Origin of the sequence: Prosthecobacter sp. (assembly GCF_020439865.1) — a bacterium.
GTDB lineage: Bacteria > Verrucomicrobiota > Verrucomicrobiia > Verrucomicrobiales > Verrucomicrobiaceae > Prosthecobacter.
On record NZ_JAGRPF010000027.1, the window covers coordinates 1 to 18,147 of the forward strand.

Annotated in this window: 12 protein-coding genes; 6 read left to right on the top strand and 6 right to left on the bottom strand. The window is 59.9% G+C overall.

Annotated features, from left to right (window positions below):
* Both KDL09_RS02245 and KDL09_RS02250 read left to right on the top strand, forming a co-directional pair.
* On the top strand, positions 1–5,626 hold a 5,626-nt coding region (locus tag KDL09_RS02245), incomplete at its 5' end, for a hypothetical protein (RefSeq protein ID WP_294380887.1).
* Positions 5,627–5,706: 80 nt separating this feature from the next.
* Positions 5,707–6,759, top strand: coding sequence for an MBL fold metallo-hydrolase (locus KDL09_RS02250; protein ID WP_294380888.1), 1,053 nt, complete (start codon positions 5,707–5,709; stop codon positions 6,757–6,759).
* A 15-nt stretch (positions 6,760–6,774) separates the two neighbouring features.
* Here KDL09_RS02250 and KDL09_RS02255 read toward each other — a convergent pair whose 3' ends face one another.
* From KDL09_RS02255 to KDL09_RS02265, 3 genes are read right to left on the bottom strand one after another with little or no spacing between them, the layout of a single operon-like run.
* Positions 6,775–7,431 carry a phytanoyl-CoA dioxygenase family protein gene (locus tag KDL09_RS02255; protein WP_294380889.1) on the bottom strand — a complete coding sequence of 219 codons (657 nt, stop codon included), beginning with the start codon at positions 7,429–7,431 and terminating at the stop codon, positions 6,775–6,777.
* Between the two features lie 15 nt (positions 7,432–7,446).
* Positions 7,447–8,742, bottom strand: a complete 1,296-nt coding sequence (locus tag KDL09_RS02260; RefSeq protein ID WP_294380890.1) for a Gfo/Idh/MocA family oxidoreductase — start codon at positions 8,740–8,742, stop codon at positions 7,447–7,449.
* A gap of 32 nt (positions 8,743–8,774) precedes the next feature.
* Positions 8,775–10,415, bottom strand: a complete 1,641-nt coding sequence (locus tag KDL09_RS02265) for an SGNH/GDSL hydrolase family protein (RefSeq protein ID WP_294380891.1) — start codon at positions 10,413–10,415, stop codon at positions 8,775–8,777.
* Between the two features lie 129 nt (positions 10,416–10,544).
* Between KDL09_RS02265 and KDL09_RS02270 the strand changes: the two genes are divergently transcribed.
* The gene (locus tag KDL09_RS02270) at positions 10,545–11,159 is read left to right on the top strand and encodes a hypothetical protein (protein ID WP_294380892.1); all 615 of its coding nucleotides are present in this window, start codon (positions 10,545–10,547) and stop codon (positions 11,157–11,159) included.
* Positions 11,160–11,301: 142 nt separating this feature from the next.
* Positions 11,302–13,017, top strand: a complete 1,716-nt coding sequence (locus tag KDL09_RS02275) for an endo-1,4-beta-xylanase (RefSeq protein WP_294380893.1) — start codon at positions 11,302–11,304, stop codon at positions 13,015–13,017.
* A gap of 44 nt (positions 13,018–13,061) precedes the next feature.
* Here the strand turns inward: KDL09_RS02275 and KDL09_RS02280 are convergent, their stop codons facing one another.
* Positions 13,062–14,378, bottom strand: coding sequence for a neutral/alkaline non-lysosomal ceramidase N-terminal domain-containing protein (locus KDL09_RS02280; protein WP_294380894.1), 1,317 nt, complete (start codon positions 14,376–14,378; stop codon positions 13,062–13,064).
* 22 nt (positions 14,379–14,400) lie between these two features.
* Complete coding sequence (locus KDL09_RS02285) at positions 14,401–15,510, bottom strand: DUF6569 family protein (protein WP_294380895.1); 1,110 nt, start codon at positions 15,508–15,510, stop codon at positions 14,401–14,403.
* A gap of 122 nt (positions 15,511–15,632) precedes the next feature.
* Here KDL09_RS02285 and KDL09_RS02290 point away from each other — a divergent pair, with 122 nt between their 5' ends.
* Complete coding sequence (locus KDL09_RS02290) at positions 15,633–16,583, top strand: mannonate dehydratase (protein ID WP_294380896.1); 951 nt, start codon at positions 15,633–15,635, stop codon at positions 16,581–16,583.
* A complete protein-coding gene (locus tag KDL09_RS02295) occupies positions 16,580–16,915 on the top strand; it encodes a hypothetical protein (protein ID WP_294380897.1) in 336 nt (111 codons plus the stop codon). Before KDL09_RS02290 ends, KDL09_RS02295 begins: the two co-directional genes overlap by 4 nt.
* Before the next feature lie 350 nt (positions 16,916–17,265).
* Here KDL09_RS02295 and KDL09_RS02300 read toward each other — a convergent pair whose 3' ends face one another.
* The gene (locus tag KDL09_RS02300) at positions 17,266–18,144 is read right to left on the bottom strand and encodes a Calx-beta domain-containing protein (RefSeq protein ID WP_294380898.1); all 879 of its coding nucleotides are present in this window, start codon (positions 18,142–18,144) and stop codon (positions 17,266–17,268) included.
* Between the last annotated feature and the right edge of the window lie 3 nt (positions 18,145–18,147).

Sequence of the window (18,147 nt, forward strand, 5' to 3'; positions counted from 1 at the left end):
CACCTACAACTCCGACTGGTGTGATCTCACTGCCGACCTGAGCGATCCGTTGCTCAACTCGCCACCGATCCAAAACGACGAAGAGCTCGTCCGCGACTACTTCCTCCACCTCTTCGCCAAAGCTGCCAACCAAAACTCCACGGCTCCAGCACTCCTCGCCCCTTGGACTGAATACGTCAGCGATACCTGGCTGCGCCCCATCCTCGCCGAGGCGCTCATCACCAACGGCATCGGCAATCCTGAGCGCTGGGCCCCGCTCATCTCGCCCACCGCCTTCCAGCAGCTCAAAGAGCGCGTGGACATCGAATTTCCCGCCACGAACGCCCCGCAGTTCCTGCCTGGCGACGACATCGCCTTCGACGTCATCGTCAAAAACACGCCGAAGCTCATCGTGAAGATTTTCGAGCTGAACACGCTCAACTTCTTCCAGACGCAGCAGCGCCAGCTCAACACCGATCTCAACCTCGACGGCCTCGTCGCCAACAGCGAGCAGACACACACCTTCGACGGCGGCCCGTTCACTCGCACCCGGCAGAAATTCCAGTTTCCCGACCTCAAGGGTAAACGCGGTGCGTGGATCATCGAGTTCATCGGCGGCGGCCGCAGCAGCCGCGCCCTCATCCGCACCGGCCAGTGGCATGTGTTGCAGCAAACCGGCCCCAGCGGCGATCTCATTCTCGTTCTGGATGAAAAGAACCAGCCCGTCAAAGATGCCGTCGCATGGTTTGAAGGCCGCAAGCTGGTGCGCGACGAGAAGCTGGGCCGCATCGTCGTCCCGTTCACGAACCAGCCTGGCACGAAGAACCTCATCATCGGCGATGTCGCGGGTACCTTTGCCACGCTCACTTCTTTCACCCATCACTCCGAAGAATATCGTCTCGACGCCAAGTTCCACATCGAGCGCGAGCAGCTTCTCTCCCGTCGTGAAGCCACACTCGCAGTGCGCACCGACCTAATGCTTGGCGAGTCTCATCTCGCCCCCGAACTGCTCACCGAGCCGAAGCTGATCATCACCAGCACCACGCACGACGGCATTTCGACGACCCGCGAAGTAAAGGACCTCAAGCTCAGCGCCGGCAGCGTCCTGACTCACACGTTAACCGTGCCCAAATGTCTCGCGAACCTCAGTGTCACCTTCAGCGCCAAGGTCGATGTTCTCAGCGCCGGTGGCGAGAAGCGCGACGTCTCCGCCAGCCACACGTGGACGATCAACGGCATCGACAAGACCGAAGCCGTCAACGACGGCCATCTCAGCACCTTTGACGGTAAGCACGTCTTTGAACTGCTCGGCAAAAACGGCGAACCCGTGGCTGATCAGCAAATTCTCTTCACTTTCAAACATCGCGAGTTCACTCGCGTGAAGACCTTCGCGCTGCGCACCGACGACCAGGGCCGCGTGCACCTCGGCCCGCTCGACCAGATCGAAGTCGTCACCGCCCGCATCCCCAACGGCCGCCAGTCCTCCTGGCCGCTCGAAGACGCCGAGGACACACTCTCTACCACGATCCACGCCACCGAGGGCGAAACGATTCACGTCCCGACGAGCGGGCCCGCCGCACGCTCACCGTCCCTGCTTGCTCAAACCGCAGGAACCTTCATCGCCGACCATTCCGCTCTCCTCAAATCCCAGGACGGCTTTATCATCGTCAGCGGCCTGAAGGCAGGAGACTACTCGCTGAAGATCTCCGACCAGCCGCTCATCACCGTCAAAGTCACCAAAGGCGATGTCGTCGGCGGCTGGGCGTTTGGCAAACACCGCCAGCTTGAGCTCAAAGGAAATTCGCCGCTGCATATCACCGGAGTCGTCTCCGACAAAGACTTCATCACCGTCAAACTCGCCAACAGCAGCGCGTTTGCCCGCGTGCATGTTGCCGCATCACGTTTTGAACCGGGCAGCGGCGTGTTTGGAGGTCTGGGAGGCTTCACCCGTTTCGGTGCAGCCTACGGCACGCCGGCTCGGAATCCGAACCTCTACTCCGCCGGTCGCGAGATCGGCGACGAGTACCGCTACATCCTCGAACGCCGCTACGCGAAGATCTTCCCCGGCAACATGCTCACCCGACCTGGCCTGCTGCTCAACCCTTGGGAAATCCGCAGCACCGACCTTACGGAGCTGGGACAGCAAGCCGGTGAAGGCGCTGCGACGACTCGCGGTGGAGCGGCAGGCAGTGTCGCATCTGCCAAGGCAATGCCTGCCAAGAAAGCCAAACAACAGATTGGCCCCCAAGGCGGCACCGATCTCGACTTCCTTGCCTCTACCGCGCCGGTCATTTACAACCTTGTTCCTGACAAGGAAGGCATCGTTCGCATCGAACGCAAAGACCTCGGCGACCGCCAGCATGTGCAGATCTACGCCGAGGATCTGCAGAACGCCTCCTGGCGCACACTCACGCTTCCAGAGGTGCCGACGAAATTTGCCGACCAGCGCCTCGCGCGAAACCTCGATCCTGTAAAGCCCTTCACACAGAAGAAGGAGATCACCGTGCTCGACACCGGCAAGTCGCTCATCCTCGCCGACATTCTCACGAGCGAACTCGAAACCTACGACACGCTTGGAGGTGTCCACAGCCTCTTCACCACGCTCAGCGGCGATGTTCACCTCGCCCTGTTTGCCTTCATTCTCGAGTGGCCCAAACTCGACGAAACCACCAAGCGCGCACGCTACAGCGAATATGCCTGTCACGAACTGAACTTCTTTCTCTTCCGCAAGGACAAGCCCTTCTTCGACGCCGTGGTGAAGCCCTACCTCGCGAACAAGAAGGACAAGACCTTCATGGATGAATTCCTGCTCGGGCTCGATCTCCAGAAATACCTCGAACCCTGGGCCTATGCCCGCCTGAACATCGTCGAGCGCATCCTGCTGGCCCAGCGCATCGAAAACGAAGCACCCAATGCCTCGCGCCATGTGCGCGAACTGTGGGAGATGATCCCGCCAAATCCCGAGGAGGCGGACCGCCTGTTTGAAACCGCGCTGCGCGGTCGCGCCATGGAAGACGGCAAGGACAGGGCCGGACTCGCGCTGCAAGCGGAAGCAGCAAAAGGAGAGGCGTTGAACCGGGCAGTCGCTCTTGAAATCCCGGCCCCCTCCCCCGCTCCCATGTCTCCTGCCGACTCCTTCGCCGCAGGCGTTGGATTCGGCGGCGCAGGCAAGCCCATGGCAGCCAACGGCATCGTCGCTGCCGACGGGGCGGTGGCGCTGCGTCGTTCGGCGACTGTGGACGAATTGAGGAAAATGCCTGCGTTGAAAGACGCCCAAGGTCAGGACAAAGCTTACCGCAAGGAACTCGAAGCGCTAGGAGTGGAACGTCAGCGCACTCTCGCCGGACGGATGATGGTCGAGGAAAAACTGGCAGAGCAGAAGCGGGATGGAGACATCGCCTACTTCGGCTACGCCGCCGTTCCAGCGCTTCGCGCCAAGGTGCGCGCCTTCTACCGCGCTCTCGGCCCGACCAAAGAATGGGCGGAGAACAACTACTACAAACTGCGCATCACCGAGCAGAACGAGAATCTTGTCACGGTAAACGCCTTCTGGCGCGACTACGCCGCCTGGGTGGCCGCCGGGTCGAAGAACGGCTTCGTCTCATCGAACGTCGCCGAGGCCAGCCGCAACTTCACCGAGATGATGCTCGCGCTCGCCGTCCTGGACCTCCCGTTCGAGGCTGCGAAACACACCACGAAGGCCGAAAACGGCCAGTTCACTTTCACCGCAGGCGGCCCCTGCATCGTGTATCACAAGGAAATCAAACCCGCGGCGGCTGACAACAACGCTCAGGGCCAGCTTCTCGTGTCGCAAAGCTTCTTCCGCCAGGGCGACCGCTACCGGCAGGAGGGGAACGAGAAGTTCGAGAAGTACGTCACCACCGAGTTCCTCACCGGATCCACTTATGGCGCGAACATCGTCGTCACCAATCCGACCAGCAGTCCGGTGAAGGCCGTGGTGCTGCTGCAAATCCCGCAGGGCGCGCTGCCTGTGCTCGGCAGCAAGGCCACCAACAGTCGCCAGGTGCGACTGGAGCCCTACACGACACAGACCTTCGACTACTACTTCTACTTCCCGCTTGTCCCGGCGAAGGCGGGAATGAAATTCGCGCACTTTCCCGTCAACGTCGCCACCACGACCAGCTCCGCTGCCGCGAAGCCGTTTGAGTTCAACGTCGTCGCCAAACTCACCGAGGTGGACAGGGCCTCGTGGGATTACATCTCGCAGTATGGCAGCGATGCGGATGTGTTTTCCTTTCTGGAGCAGAACAACCTTGAGTCACTCAATCTCGAACGCATCACCTGGCGCTGCCGTCAGAACGTGGATTTCTATCAGAAGCTCGTCGCCTTCATGAACCGCCAGCATGTCGTCAGCGAGCCCATCTTCCGCTATGCTCTGCTTCACAATGATCGTGGCACCATCGCCGAGTGGCTGAAGTTCACCGAGCCAACGAACGGCTTCCTCTTTCAATGCGGCCAGTATTTTGCGAGCAGCCTGATCACGCTCGATCCCATCGAACGCCGCAGCTACGAACACCTCGAATACTCGCCGCTCGTCAACCAGCGCGCGCATCGCGTCGGCAGCGAGTGGCGGATCGCCAACCCGGCTGTGTTGGAGGAATACACGCAACTGCTCCACATCCTCTCCTTCAAACCGCAGCTCGATGCCATGGACAACATGAGCGTCACCTACTTCCTGTTTTTGCAGGACCGCGTCGAGGAGGCACTGACGCGTTTTAAGACCATCGACGCCACAAAGCTGCCCACACGCCTTCAGCACGACTACTTCCAGTGCTACGCCGCCTTCTACGAGGGGGATCTCGCCTCCGCCCGCGGCATCGCCGCGAAATACGCCGACCATTCCGTGCCGCGTTGGAAGACGCTCTTCAGCGACGTGACGAGCCAGCTCGACGAGATCGAAGGAAAGACCGTTAAAGGCGAGAAGACGGACAAACCGGATCGCGAAAAGCAGCAGACGGAACTCGCCGCCTCGGAGCCTGGCTTTGACTTCAAGGTGGAGAACAAGACCATCGCCCTGAACTGGAAGAACCTCGGCGAAATCACGCTGAACTACTATCTCATGGATCCGGAGTTCAGTTTCAGCAGCAATCCGTTCGTCAGCCAGGACGCGGGCCGTTTCAGCATCATCAAGCCGAACAAAACCGCCACGCAGACGCTGCCAAAGGATCAGACGACGCTCGAAGTCGCCCTGCCAGCCGAATACGCCAAGGCCAACGTGCTCGTCGAGGTCATCGGCGCCGGACAGCGCAAGACACAGGCCTATCACGCCAACACGCTCAAGCTCACCCTCACCGAAAACTACGGCCGTCTCGAGGCCCGCGACTCGACCACCGACAAGCCGTTGCCCAAGGCCTATGTGAAGGTCTATGCGAAGCTGAACAACGGCACCGTCCGCTTCTTCAAGGACGGCTACACCGACCTGCGCGGTCGCTTTGACTACGCGAGCCTGAACGGCCCCGAAAATACCGTTCCTCAGCCAACGCCCTATGAGGCCGCCCCCGCCAATGGTCTTGACTACCAGATGCTCAAGCCCGCCGAGCTCAACAACGTCGAAAAACTCGCCCTCCTGATCCTCAGCGACACCCACGGAGCCACCGTGAAGGAAGTGAATCCGCCGGGGCGGTGATTGAAGGTTTGTTGTTCACGCCTCCGCGTGTTTGTGACATAAACACTCCCGCAAAAGCGTGAATAACGCCCTCAACCACCATGAACCGCCTGCTCTGCCTCCTCTTCGTTTCGCTCACCCTCACCGCCGTCGCCCGCGACAAGACACTCGACATTTACTGGATCGATTCCGAAGGCGGCGGCTCGACGTTGATCGTTACTCCAGCGGGCGAGTCAGTTCTCATCGACACGGGCAATCCCGGCGGCCGAGATCCACAACGCATCGAAAAGGTCGCGAAGGAGGTCGCGGGTCTCTCACGCATTGACCATGTCATCATCACGCACTTCCACGCCGATCACTTCGGCGGTCTGGCCGAGTTGGCGGCGCTCATGCCGGTTGGCACGCTGCACGACAAAGGCGTTCCGGAAGGCAGCCCCGACGGCAAGCCGCAGGACATGCGCTGGACGCTGATGAGCCGCCCCTACCTCGACGCGAAGGTGGAAAAGCGCGCCACCATCGCCGCTGGCGATGAGATTCCGCTCAAGCAAGCCGAAGGCAGCCCGAAGCTCACGCTGCGCTGCCTCGGCGCGAATCAGAAGTTCATCGCTCCATCCGCCGGAGCGCCGCAGAACCCGTTGAACGGCACCGTGCCGCCGAAGGCACCCGATCCGACCGACAACGCGAACAGCGTCGTGATGGTGCTCGATTTCGGCGGCTTTCGTTTCTTCGACGGCGGCGACCTGAGCTGGAACGTGGAGGAGAAACTCGTCTCGCCCGTCAATCTCGTCGGCACCGTCGATTTGTATCAAGTGGACCACCACGGCCTCGATGTGAGCAACAATCCCATCCTGATCCACAGCATCCAGCCGACCGTCTCCGTGATGAACAACGGCCCGAAGAAAGGCACCAGCAAGACCGCCATGGACGCGCTCAAATCCACACCGACGATCCAGGCGATGTATCAGGTGCACGAGAACATTCGTGACGATCACGAGAACACCGCCGACAAATCGATGATCGCCAATCACAGCGATCTGGCCGACGGCTGTGCCGGACATCATGTTCACTGCACGGTCAGCGCCGACGCGAAGAACTACACGATCGAAGTGCCGTCTCAGAAACACTCACGCACGTTCGAGACGCGGGCGAAGTAAGTTTGCGAGATACGCTCATTCATCGCACCAACGCATACCGTCTGGCAGATTGAATCCGGCATACTCGATGTGCAGTATTCGTCGATGCTGCTCGCTGCTGGAACGGCCTGAGGCATGAAGGATCATTGGCTTTATCAGAAGTGCATCGCCGGCCTTCGCAGCACATAAAACTTCCGCGCACTTGGATCTCATGTCCTGAATCTGGCCGGCGGAAAGTCTTCCGTGACGATGAGATCCCCGTAGAACACGTAGCGCACCATTGGATGCGTCCGCATCATCCAGATGAATCCTGACCGTGAGCATCTTCGCCAGCAACTCCGCAGGAGGCTGCACGTGGGTGACGCCATCCTTCACACTCCACGGACCAAAACCAGCCGAGTCCACACGTTCGTGAACCGTGATCGTGAGATCCTGATGCCAGGAGACCAGCCAGTTCGCATCGGGCGACTTGTCGAAATAGATCCCACGCACCGGGACAGGCTCTTGAGGCAAATAGGGGCGCAGCAGAGCGAGAATACGCTCCGACCGGGCCAGTTTGGCGATCTCCGGAACTGCGAGCACGCCACGGCGACCAGCGCTGGACATGGAGCCCATTGACACCACCACGCTTTGAATCTCATCGGCGTTTAGCACGCCGGAAACCATCGCGAAGCCGTCGTCCTCCAAAGTCATGCAGTGATCTGCCATTCAACCGACCTTTTTCCAGTCCTCACGGCTTACACGGCTGCGCAGCGCGTTGGCTTGTTCATCATTGAAAGACTCGGTCTTCGGATCCCAATGCAATGGACGGCCGAGTTCCATGGCGATGAGGCCGAGGTGCATGGTGGTGCTGAGGCGATGCAGCGCCTCGGCGGTGTAAGTGGGTGTTTTGCCAGTGCGGATGGCTTCGAGGAAGTTCGGATGCTCGCGCTGCGGGCGTGGCCAGATCTTGTTCGTGGCAGGATCGATCGGACGCTTGAAGATTTCCATGTCGCTGGCCTGCAGCACGCCGTCCCAGCCGGATACACCCACCCAGCCGTCGCTGCCTTCGATGCGGATCGAGGGCTTGTCGGCGCTGACTTCCATCACGGTGCCGTTTTCATAAGTGTAGGTCAGGTGATAGGTCTGCGGCACGGTGTTGAGCGAGTCCGGCGGAATTTCACCCTTCCCTTCCACCTTCACCGGACTGGTGTTTTCGGAGCCGTTGGCCACCTGCGCGCTGTCGATAAGATGCGCGCCCCAGTCGGTGAGCGAGCCGCCGGAGAATTCGCGAATCTGCCGCCACACCTGGTCATTCGTGAGGCTGGGGAAGTAATCACGCTGCGGCGCGGGTCCGAGCCAGAGATCGAAGTTCAAATCTTCAGGCACAGGCGCGGTCGCCTCCTTCGGAAACACGGGTTTCTTCGGCAGCGTGATGACCATGTGCTGCACCTTGCCAATGCCGCCGTTGCGCACGACCTCGCAGAGCTTGTGATACTTGATGAGCGAGCGGTCCTCGAGTCCGGTGGCAAACACCGCTTTCTTCTGTGCCACGAGGTCAGCAAAGGCACGGCCTTCGGCGATGGTGAGCGTGGGCTTCTCGCAGAATACATACTTCCCCGCCTCGACTGCCATCGTGGCCATCGGGATGTGCCAGTGATCGGGCGTGGAGATGACGGCCGCGTCGATGTCTTTTCGTGCCAGCACTTCGCGGAAATCGGCGATATCAGAGCAACCAGTGTCGCCGTATTTTTTGTTCACCGCTTCGATGGCATGTGCGCGACGGCTTTTGAAGGTGTCGCAGATGGCGATGACACGGCAGTCGTCCTCCTGCAGGAAGGATTGCAAGTTCACACCGAAGCCATGCTTGCCCACACCGATACAGCCGAGCGTGATCTTCTTCGAAGGCGCATCCGCACCTAGCAAACGCGCGGGGATGAACTGCGGCGCGATTCCAGCGGCGAGAATGCCACCGAGGCCGGACTTGAGAACGGAACGGCGCGTGAAGCTGGAAGAGGTGTTCATCGTTGACGGATGTGAACGATGTGGACGCGAACTCATTTCGCCTTTCCGAGCTGCGAGCGGATCACCGGCGCGAGCCACTTGGCGGTTTCGTCGGCGATGACGTTGTAACCGGCGAGATTCGGATGACGATCGCCGGCCCAGCCGGGCAGATGGCCGAAGATGCCGTCGAGACGGTTGTCGAGCACGACGACCTTCGGGTCGTTGGGCTCGGGCACGATGTAGGGCGTGGCGAAGGCGCGCAGATCCTCCGGAATCTTCGAGAGCGGAAAGCGGCGATAGTTGAGACCGTCGGGGTTCTTCTTCAGCTCGGCGATATAGCGCGGCGCGATGTCGAAGAGCGTGAGTTTCTCTTCCGCAGCGATCTGTTTGATGAGCGCGTTGATGTCCTCGTGCAGGTTGTCGAGTGCATAGGGAATGGCAGTCATGGGAATCAGCATCGCCTTCGGGTGATCCTTGCGCAGACGTTCAAGCAGTTCGTGGAAGTCCTTTGGGAACTGATTTTTGAAATCTTTCACCTTCGACGCGTCGTTGAGGCCGTAACGGATGAAGATGTAATCGGCCTGCGGCTTCGTCTTGAACGCCTTGTCATAGCGCGTGTCGAGCAGGCGGCGGATGTATTCGCCGCTGACGCCCTCGTTGTAGACATCGCACGGCGGCAGATCCTTCTGGCGTGCGAGCTGGATGCGCACGGTGTCCTCGAACTGCGGCTCGGAAGGCGCCATCTTCTTCGGAATGCCCGCCTCTGTGGTGCTATCGCCGAGCAGGATGATTTGCATGCGCTTTTTGCCTGCGGTCGCGTCGCTGAAGGCGAACGGTTTGCCGCCGATGAACTGGTCGGAGGTGATCGAAGGGCAGATGAGGCGCTCGACGTGCTCGACGAAACGTGCCGTGCCCTGCACATGGCTCACGAAGGGCCAGCGTACGGGATTGTACATCGTATCGGTCATGTCGCGCATGAGCACGACATGCTTGCCATTCTTCGCCATCTGCCGCAGCCCGAAGGGACGGCCGGAGACGCACATGTTGAGGTGCACGCCCATGAGGATGACGTTGTCGATGTGGCGAGACTCCAGCAGGTTCCAGATTTCCACGCCGTTGTCGCTGATGGCATCCTTTTCCTGGTCGATGCGCAACACGTCGATCTGCTTCGTCCACGGAGCGCGCGGATTGAGCCCTTTCGCGGTCAGTTCGGCGGCCCATTTCGCATGTTCGGCAGGATCGTCGTCCTCACCGCCGTCGGTTTGATCCAGCGGATAGACGTTCAACTCCTCGCTGGGGATCACTTTGCACCACTCGCCAATCTTGTCCGGCAGACGCGCGGCGGCAGGCGCTGACCTGGCACGTTCGCGTGCGGGCGTTCCCTCATAGGCCTTCATGCAGGAACTCGGCGCGTGAATGATGAGTACGCCTTCGTTGCGAGCCTTTTCGAGAACTTCATTGAAACGCGGCGCCATCTCGCCCTCACGGATCACGGCGTTCTTGCAGTGATGCAGGTCCCACATGTCGCAGACAATGATCGCGGTGCGTGACGGCAGCCATTGCTCCTTCACGAGGGTCACGCGATTGGTCGAACTGCGTGACTGGAGCGTGAGCGGGAGCGGTGTTTCAGCCACGAGAGGGCTGACCAGCAAAGCACCGAGAACAAGGGCAAGAAGGCGGGCGGATGGTTGCATGGATGGCTCATACGCGGTCCGTGCACGCATTCGCACAAAACTGCCGGCCCGTCTTTTGACGGGAAATTGACAAAGCGACTTTGAAAAAGCCTCACGGCCCGCTATCTCAACCCGAAACTCCCCCAACCGATGAAATCCCTTTTCTGCCTCCTCCTCGTGCCGGCCATGCTCGCCGCTGCGGAACCGGCCTTTCCAAACCGCGACCTGAAGCCAGGAGCTGCGGGCCTCACCGTCGGCCCGACCGCTCGCTACGATGAATCCGTCGGCGCCTTCGCGGTCACACGCGGGGACAACGACACCGCCGTCGTCTTCACCGATGAACAGCCGGGCGTCGGAGGAAACTCCTTCCAATTGCACGGCGAGGTCAAATACGAGGGCGTTGGCGACAAGGGATACCTGGAGATGCTCACGCGAGTAGGAGGCGCGAAATTGTCCTCACAGACTCAGGGCGATCAAACCGTGATGACCAAAATCATGGGAAGCTGGCGCAATTTCATCCTGCGTGTGACGCTGGCCGGCTCGAATGTTCCGGCGAAGCAGGTCGAACTCAACGCCGTGCTGCCTGACGGCGGCACGGTCTGGCTGCGCAATCTCCGGCTGGAACCGCTGACGGAAGAAAAGCAGTCCGCCACGCTGTCCATTGTTCTGGGATCCACCGCGTTTCTGTTATCGATCCTGCTTTGGTTCATCTGGCGCGCCGGTAAAAAGCAGCGCGCCGCCGAGCTGAAGGCGATGAAAAAGTGACGCCAACGAATCAAGGCGCGAGCTTCGCGTGCAATTCGTGCCTTGTTCGAAATGCGGCCTCCCACATCTTCCGCTGAGCTCCGAGCACACAGATTAACTCGCGTTTGTCAGCAGCAACAAACGCGGCAACGAATACGATCCCATGAAACGTCTGTCCTTGTTCCTTCTGCTGGCCCTGCAGCCGCTGCGCGCCCTCGATTTTCCTCCGGGCGGCAAGGATGTGAGGAACGATGCTTTGCTACAAGCGAACGCATCCGCCGAGGCAGGCACGATGGAGAATCTCGCGATGGGGAAGCGCATCACCATCACGAAAGCAGACCACACCAAGCCCTACGCAGCGCAGTTCACGGCGCCGATTTCAACTGAGGTCGCAAAAGGCGAACGTGTGCTGGCGATCATCAAGGCGCGGGTTGTGGGAGAGACGCAGTCAGGTGAGGTGCTGGCGAAGTTGCAACTTCGCGGAGCGCCCTACACATCGTTTGGACCGACCGTGGGTGTCGCCATCCTACGCGAATGGACCGAGCAGCCGGTTGTATTCGTCGCCGACGACATGGTGCCTGCTGAAAAAGCCGCTGTGGCATTGCTGTGCGGTCAGAAGAAACAGAGCATTGAGGTGGAGAGCATCCGCGTGCTGAAGTTCCCAGCCACGACAGAAATCAGCAGCTTCCCACGGGCGAAATTGATCAAACGCAGCTACGCGGGCCGCGAACCCGACGCCCCGTGGCGCAAGGCAGCGCTGGAACGCATCGAGCAATACCGGAAGACCGATCTCTCGATGGTGGTGAAAGATGAGAATGGAAAACCGCTGGCGGATACGGAGGTGAAATTCTCGCTGAGGCGTCACGCTTTCGGTTTTGGTTCCGCCGTGGTGGCAAAGCGTTTCAGCGGCGAAAGCGAGGATGACCGCCGCTACCGCGAGATCGTGGACAAGCTCTTCAGCATCGTGGTTTTTGAAAACGATCTCAAAGACGGCAACTGGGCGCCTGACTTCAGCGAAGATCGAAAAGCCAAACGCAACGCGGACATCAATGCCGCTTTCGCATGGCTGGCCTCGCGGCACATTCCTGTGCGCGGGCATTACCTCATGCAGGTGGCCACTCCATTCAACCTGCACGACATCAAGGACAACGCGGTCATCCACGACCGCACGCTCGCCAGCGTGAAAGAGCGCATGGACTTCGTGAAGGACCGGGTCGTCGAATGGGATGTGATCAACCATCCCATTGCCTGGAGTGGCGCGGATATGCTCAACAAGCGCCCCGGCTTGGAGCATCTCGACCGTGAGGTCTTCACGCTGGCACGATCGCTCACGAAACTGCCGTTCTTCGTCAATGAAGACCAGGTGTTTCGCCCCGGGCCACAGTGTGATGACACTTTCACTTACATCGAGGCGCTCAACGCTTCCGGCCTCACCGTGGCCGGCCTTGGCAATCAGGCGCACTTTCATGAGAGCTATCTGCCGTCACCCGAGCACCTGCTCGCGGTGACAGATCGCTTCGCGAAGATCGTGCCGCATCAAGCCATCACTGAGTATGACATCGTGACCACCGAAGATGAAGAACTGGCCGCCGACTACACACGCGATGTGCTCATTGCAGTCTTCAGCCATCCGGCTTACACAAGCTTTCTGCTCTGGGGTTTCTGGGAAGGCTCCCACTGGAAGCCGGAAGCGGCATCCTGGAACAACGACTGGAGCATTCGCAAGCGTGGCGAGGTGCTGGAGGAATGGATCGGACGCAAGTGGCACACAGAGGTCACTTTGAAAACCGATGCGAACGGCCGGGTGGAATGGCGTGGTTTTCCGGGATGGTATGAGCTCACGGCACAAGGCCGCATGATGCTTGTGAAGCCAGAGTAGGTTCGTTCGCCATAACGAGGGATTCCGCATTCTGGCGAATGCACCTACAGCTTGTCGTATAGCTCGTGCACCTTCTTCGCGATGCGGTCCTCCACATCGTCCGCCCAGCCAGCGGCGGCCTCGTAGCCGCCTTCCTTGAGCACACGCAGGCTCGGCATGTAACCGGTGTAGTCATTTGAGTAACCTGCGACCCACACGCCCGCGTCTCCGGCGAACTCACGTTTGAAGCGCAGCGAGTAATCGACCACCACCTCGCTGCCGAGCGTGATGAAGGTGAGATCGTTACCGATCTTGATCACCTGCACGGGATAATCGTGATCTTCGCGCTTCTTGCTGGCATAGCTGAGCTTGATCTCCTCATACGCGGCACGGATCGGACCCGCGACAGGACGCGGATTGGCCATGAGCGCCACTTCGACGGCGTTCGAAAGCGAACGACCATGCTGCATCGAAAGTTCGAGATCCGTGACACCGGGAACGACATCCGTGCGGCGCGGATAGGGATTCTGATCGCCACCGCAGCCCATTAAAAACAGCGCGGTGAAGCCGGGGCGATGCTCCTGCAGGTATTCCTGAGCGAATCCGGCGTAGTCGCCGCACCAGTTGTAGAAGCCGAGCGAGGTGTTGTGGCAGGCGTAGCCGAAAAGCGTGGCCTTCAGCGTGCCGTCCGGCGCCTCCACGCGCAACGCGGGCACTTCGTGATCGACGGGGCCGTTCGGATTCGGCGCCTTGTTCGCGTTCGGATGATCAGGCGGCAGCGTGTAGTCGCGACGACGGTTCATCGCGAAGCCGCAGCGCGCCTTGTTCCAGGTGAGACGCGCAGGCTGCATGTCGGCGAGCGCCTTGCCAATGATGTCGCCGATATCCTTCTGCAGTTTCTGCGTGTAGTCCCAGGCGTCCTTTGCCTTCGGGTTGTCCTTGTCAGCATCGGTCAGCGGCGTGGTGCGCATCGACGGGCCGCTGTGCGTGTGCGAGGCATTCATCACGAGGTTGGACTGCGGCAGCTTGAACTCCTTCTCAGCTCGCTCTGCGACCGCATGACGAACCGCCTGCGGCACGCCGATGAGATCGAGCGTGACGAAGACGAGCTTGTTCCCCTGCTCATCCTGCAAGGCCAGCGCCTTCGCAAAAAGGTCCTGCACCTTGCCCTCGGCCGGCTTTTTGCGCGCCGCGTAGCCCGCCATCCACAGAAACTTCTGCGGTGTGACCTTCACCGTCGCCGTCCCCGCCTTCCAGTTCGCCGGCAGATACGGCGCGACGGACTTCGGAGGCTGTGGCGGTGATTCCGGCGTGGCTCCGGGGGGAGCGGCGGAAACGAACGAGGCACAGAGAACAAGCAGGGAGATGAGGCGCGGCAGCATGAATCAACTACGCGCCTCGTCCTCATTTCTTGATGATGTTGCGACGCAACCAGCGGCCTTCCTTCTTTTCATCCACCGTCTCAAACAAAACCGTGTCCTCAGATTCGGCGCTGACGTGCTTCAAACTGCCTTGCAGTGGTTTTTCCGTCGCGGCGGCTGATTCGGCTCGATTGATGAATTGCACCGCCGTTTCGTTCGTGGCCGGGTCGGCCGCCGGTTTGCCGTCCGCAAGTGAAATGGCCTCCGTGGCGAGACCTTCGAGCATTTTCGGCCACACACGACGGAACAAGTCATGACCGGCGAAAATCTCCGCGCTGTTGATCTCACCATTGATCGCGCAAACGAACCCAAGACTGCGCGGACTGGATTCCACAGCAGGCTTCAACGCTTCGACGAACGTCTTGATCTTCGATTTCAGATCCTTGTCCTCGAGCGTGAGTTGCAATGAGGTGGCCGAGGCCGTGGGTTTCACATCCTTTCCGATGTTGCGACTGATTTTCTCCTGCGCCGCCGCCACAGACTGCCACACCTCGCCCTGATTGCCCGCCTTGCGCACGGCCAGTTTACCTTCCTTCGATGCGACAACGTTCTTCGATGAGGAAAACTGCGCGGCGCTTTCGTTGCCACGCTTCGACCAGCGGCCCTGCTCCACGCAGAACGAAGCCACGGACACCTCACCGGACTTCGGCTTGAGAGGCAGATCGCTCCCAAGCGTGCGATCCTGGCGCCCGCCCTTCACGATGTCTCCCGCCATGATGAAAACCTCCTTCTCATCCTGCGAGTTGTTCACGGTGAGCTCGTTCACTTGTGAGGTTTCCTTCACGACCACCGGTTTCGACGCGCTCATGGCTTCATCGAGCGTGAGAACATTCTTCGTGCCAGCCAGATCATCACCTTCGATGAGAAATACTTCCAGATTCGCATGCTTGACCGGTACGGCGACCTTCAAGCCGCTTGCGATCTTTTTCAGCGTGGCCGGTTTGCCCACATCCGCCTTCACGGCGTTGGTCCGAACGGATTGCTGCATCTGGCGCGAGTTTGATGGACGGCGATTCACTGTGCGGTCCTGTGCGGACAGTGTGTAGAAGGCTGCGGCGGCGGCCACAAAGGTAAAGAGGATCAGCTTTTTCATGGTGGTGATGAATGCGACCACATCATCACCCGGACGTTTCACGTGTCTGTAAAGCGACGGTAAAGAGCATGACAACAACCCGCGCCCAAGCGCGTTTTTTGCTTCGCCTCAACTACTCCCGCATGCGTCTCGCCTCCGTCCTCACGCCGCTCAACGATCATCACCTGGCGCTCGCGGCGCAATGTAGCGTGGAGGAGATCACCGTCCGGTATCCGGGACCGGACCTCGCGCCGCTGCTGCAAACGAAGGCGCAAATCGAACGTCATGGCATGAAGCTCGGCATCATCGAAGGCTATCTGCCGATCGAGAAGCTCAAACTCGGTTGTGATGACGGCAGCGACATGGCGGCGATGAAAACATTGCTTCAGCACATGAGCGAGGCGGAGATTCCGCTGCTCTGCTACAACTTCATGGCCGGCACCGACTGGGTGCGCACGAAACTCGACGCGAAGGAACGCGGCAGTGCTTTGGTTACCGCGTTCGATCTCAAGGAAGCGGAAAAGGCCATGTCGCTCAGCGCCACGGGGAATCAGATCGGCAGCGAAACGATCACCGCCGATGCCTTGTGGACGAACTTGGAACGCATGCTCGCCGAACTGGTGCCCGAGGCCGAGAAGCGCGGTGTCACGCTCGTCATGCATCCGGATGATCCACCGCTGCCGGAGTTCGCGGGCAAGGCGCGCATCATGAATAGCGTCGAAAACTTCGAGCGCCTCATGCGCATCGCGCCCAGCAGGCACAACGCCATCTGCTTCTGCCAGGGCACCTTTGCCGCGATGGGTGTGGACATTCCCGCGACGATCCGCCGCCTCGGCGCGCACATCCGCTACGTGCATTTCCGCGATGTGCGCGGCACGGCGGAGGCGTTTGCCGAAACCTTCCACGACAACGGCCCCACGGACATGGCTGCCGCGATGCGCGCCTATCGCGACATCGGATTCAACGGACCCATGCGACCAGATCACGTCCCGCAGCTCGATGGCGAGGAGGACGGCGAACCCGGCTACGCGATGATGGGCCGTTTGTTTGCGTATGGCTACATGCGCGGACTCATGCAGGCCGTTTCATCATGAAACCTCAAGCGAGCAACTCGAATCACGGCGCGCTGCCGCCTTGGAATGTGGACGAACTTCCCTCGCCGCTGCCGTTCAGCCTGCGCAATGCGCTGCGCACGATCGGGCCGGGGGCAATTCTGCTCGTGGGCGCGATTGGCATGGGCGAGTGGATCGCGGGGCCGTTGTTTGTCGTGCAGCATGGACGCAGCGTGCTGTGGATCGCCACGCTGGCGTTTGTGCTGCAATCCTTGCTCAACCGCGAAGCCGTGCGCTACACCTTCTACAGCGGCGACCCGGTGGCCGCCGGCCTCATGTTAGTGCGACCTGCACTCGTGCCTGATGCCTGGTAGCGGCCTGGGGGCCAGTCGTTGGAAAACCGCGCACACTTTTCCCCGCAGCATCGAAAGCAATGCGATGCATGTAGATCGAGAGCGCACGTCGGCAACTTGTGTCGCGGCATATGAGCGGATTCCAGCGCACGAAGCCAGACAGCATCTACGTGTCCGTCATCGTGCATGACAAGTGCGACGATCTGATCGCACTCGACATGGCACTGGAGAAAATGGGTGCGATTGATGAGCGCAAAGTGCAGTTGGCAACGCTCCGCCACTTCGTCGGAAAGGCGAGCAGCGAGGCGGCAGAGTTGCGGGGCATCTCGAACGCGGTCGCGGTGACGGATCGCGACTGTGCCGCTTTCTGCCTAATGCGAAGTGACTTTCCATCGCAGGAACCCACTTCCCCTCACTTCGGGCGGTAGAGAAAAATAATGTAAAGCTCCACTTCCCAAATCTGGAAGGGGCGACCACGACCCTGGAAGAAGTGTTGGACTCCACTCCGCGCCGAAAACAATCCCGGCGACCTCGGCAGGTTGTGTGAATTGCAAAGCGAACTTACCATCCACGAACACCCCGCTCGGAAGTTGATTTGAAATGCCCGACTTTGGATTCAGACCGAACGCATACTCCAAGAGATTTGGCAATCCATCGCTATCGAAATCCATCAAATCCGCTCCGTCACCGCTGTTGGAGGGACTTGCGAAGTGTAACTGGCGCCAGATCTCGATGGCTTGGTCGTAAATCTTGAGCAAAACGTAAGATGACCCGGCCAGCGCCCCATTTGGATTCGGATTGGAAAGGCTAATAGTCATCACTTCGCCCGGCGTCTCGACCAGTGCGTCTTGAATAATCGATACGTTAAATGATTTTTGCCCCGTTTCGCCATCCGCCCAATTCAATATGCCAGTTGTGGAAAGGTAGTCTTGGGGAGCCGTGGCAGTGGAATTGGCAGTCGCGTACCCGATGCTCAATGGTCCGTCGCTACCATTTGCCCGTTCAACAGCAATGGTCACACTGCCAACGCCCTCAAATGTCGAACGCTCCCCTCCTACAAACTGCACGGTTCCTGGCAGGGCTGACCCGGTCAGGTTTCCACCCGCATCGTAAGTGTAGGTGGCCAGCGCCGCCCCGTTCTGCACCGATACCACGCGATCTTGGCCATCATAAATGTACGTCACCGTTCCGGCTGAACCAGCGCGAACCAGCAGGACGAAACAGATATATGTGAAACAGAACGACTTCATAAA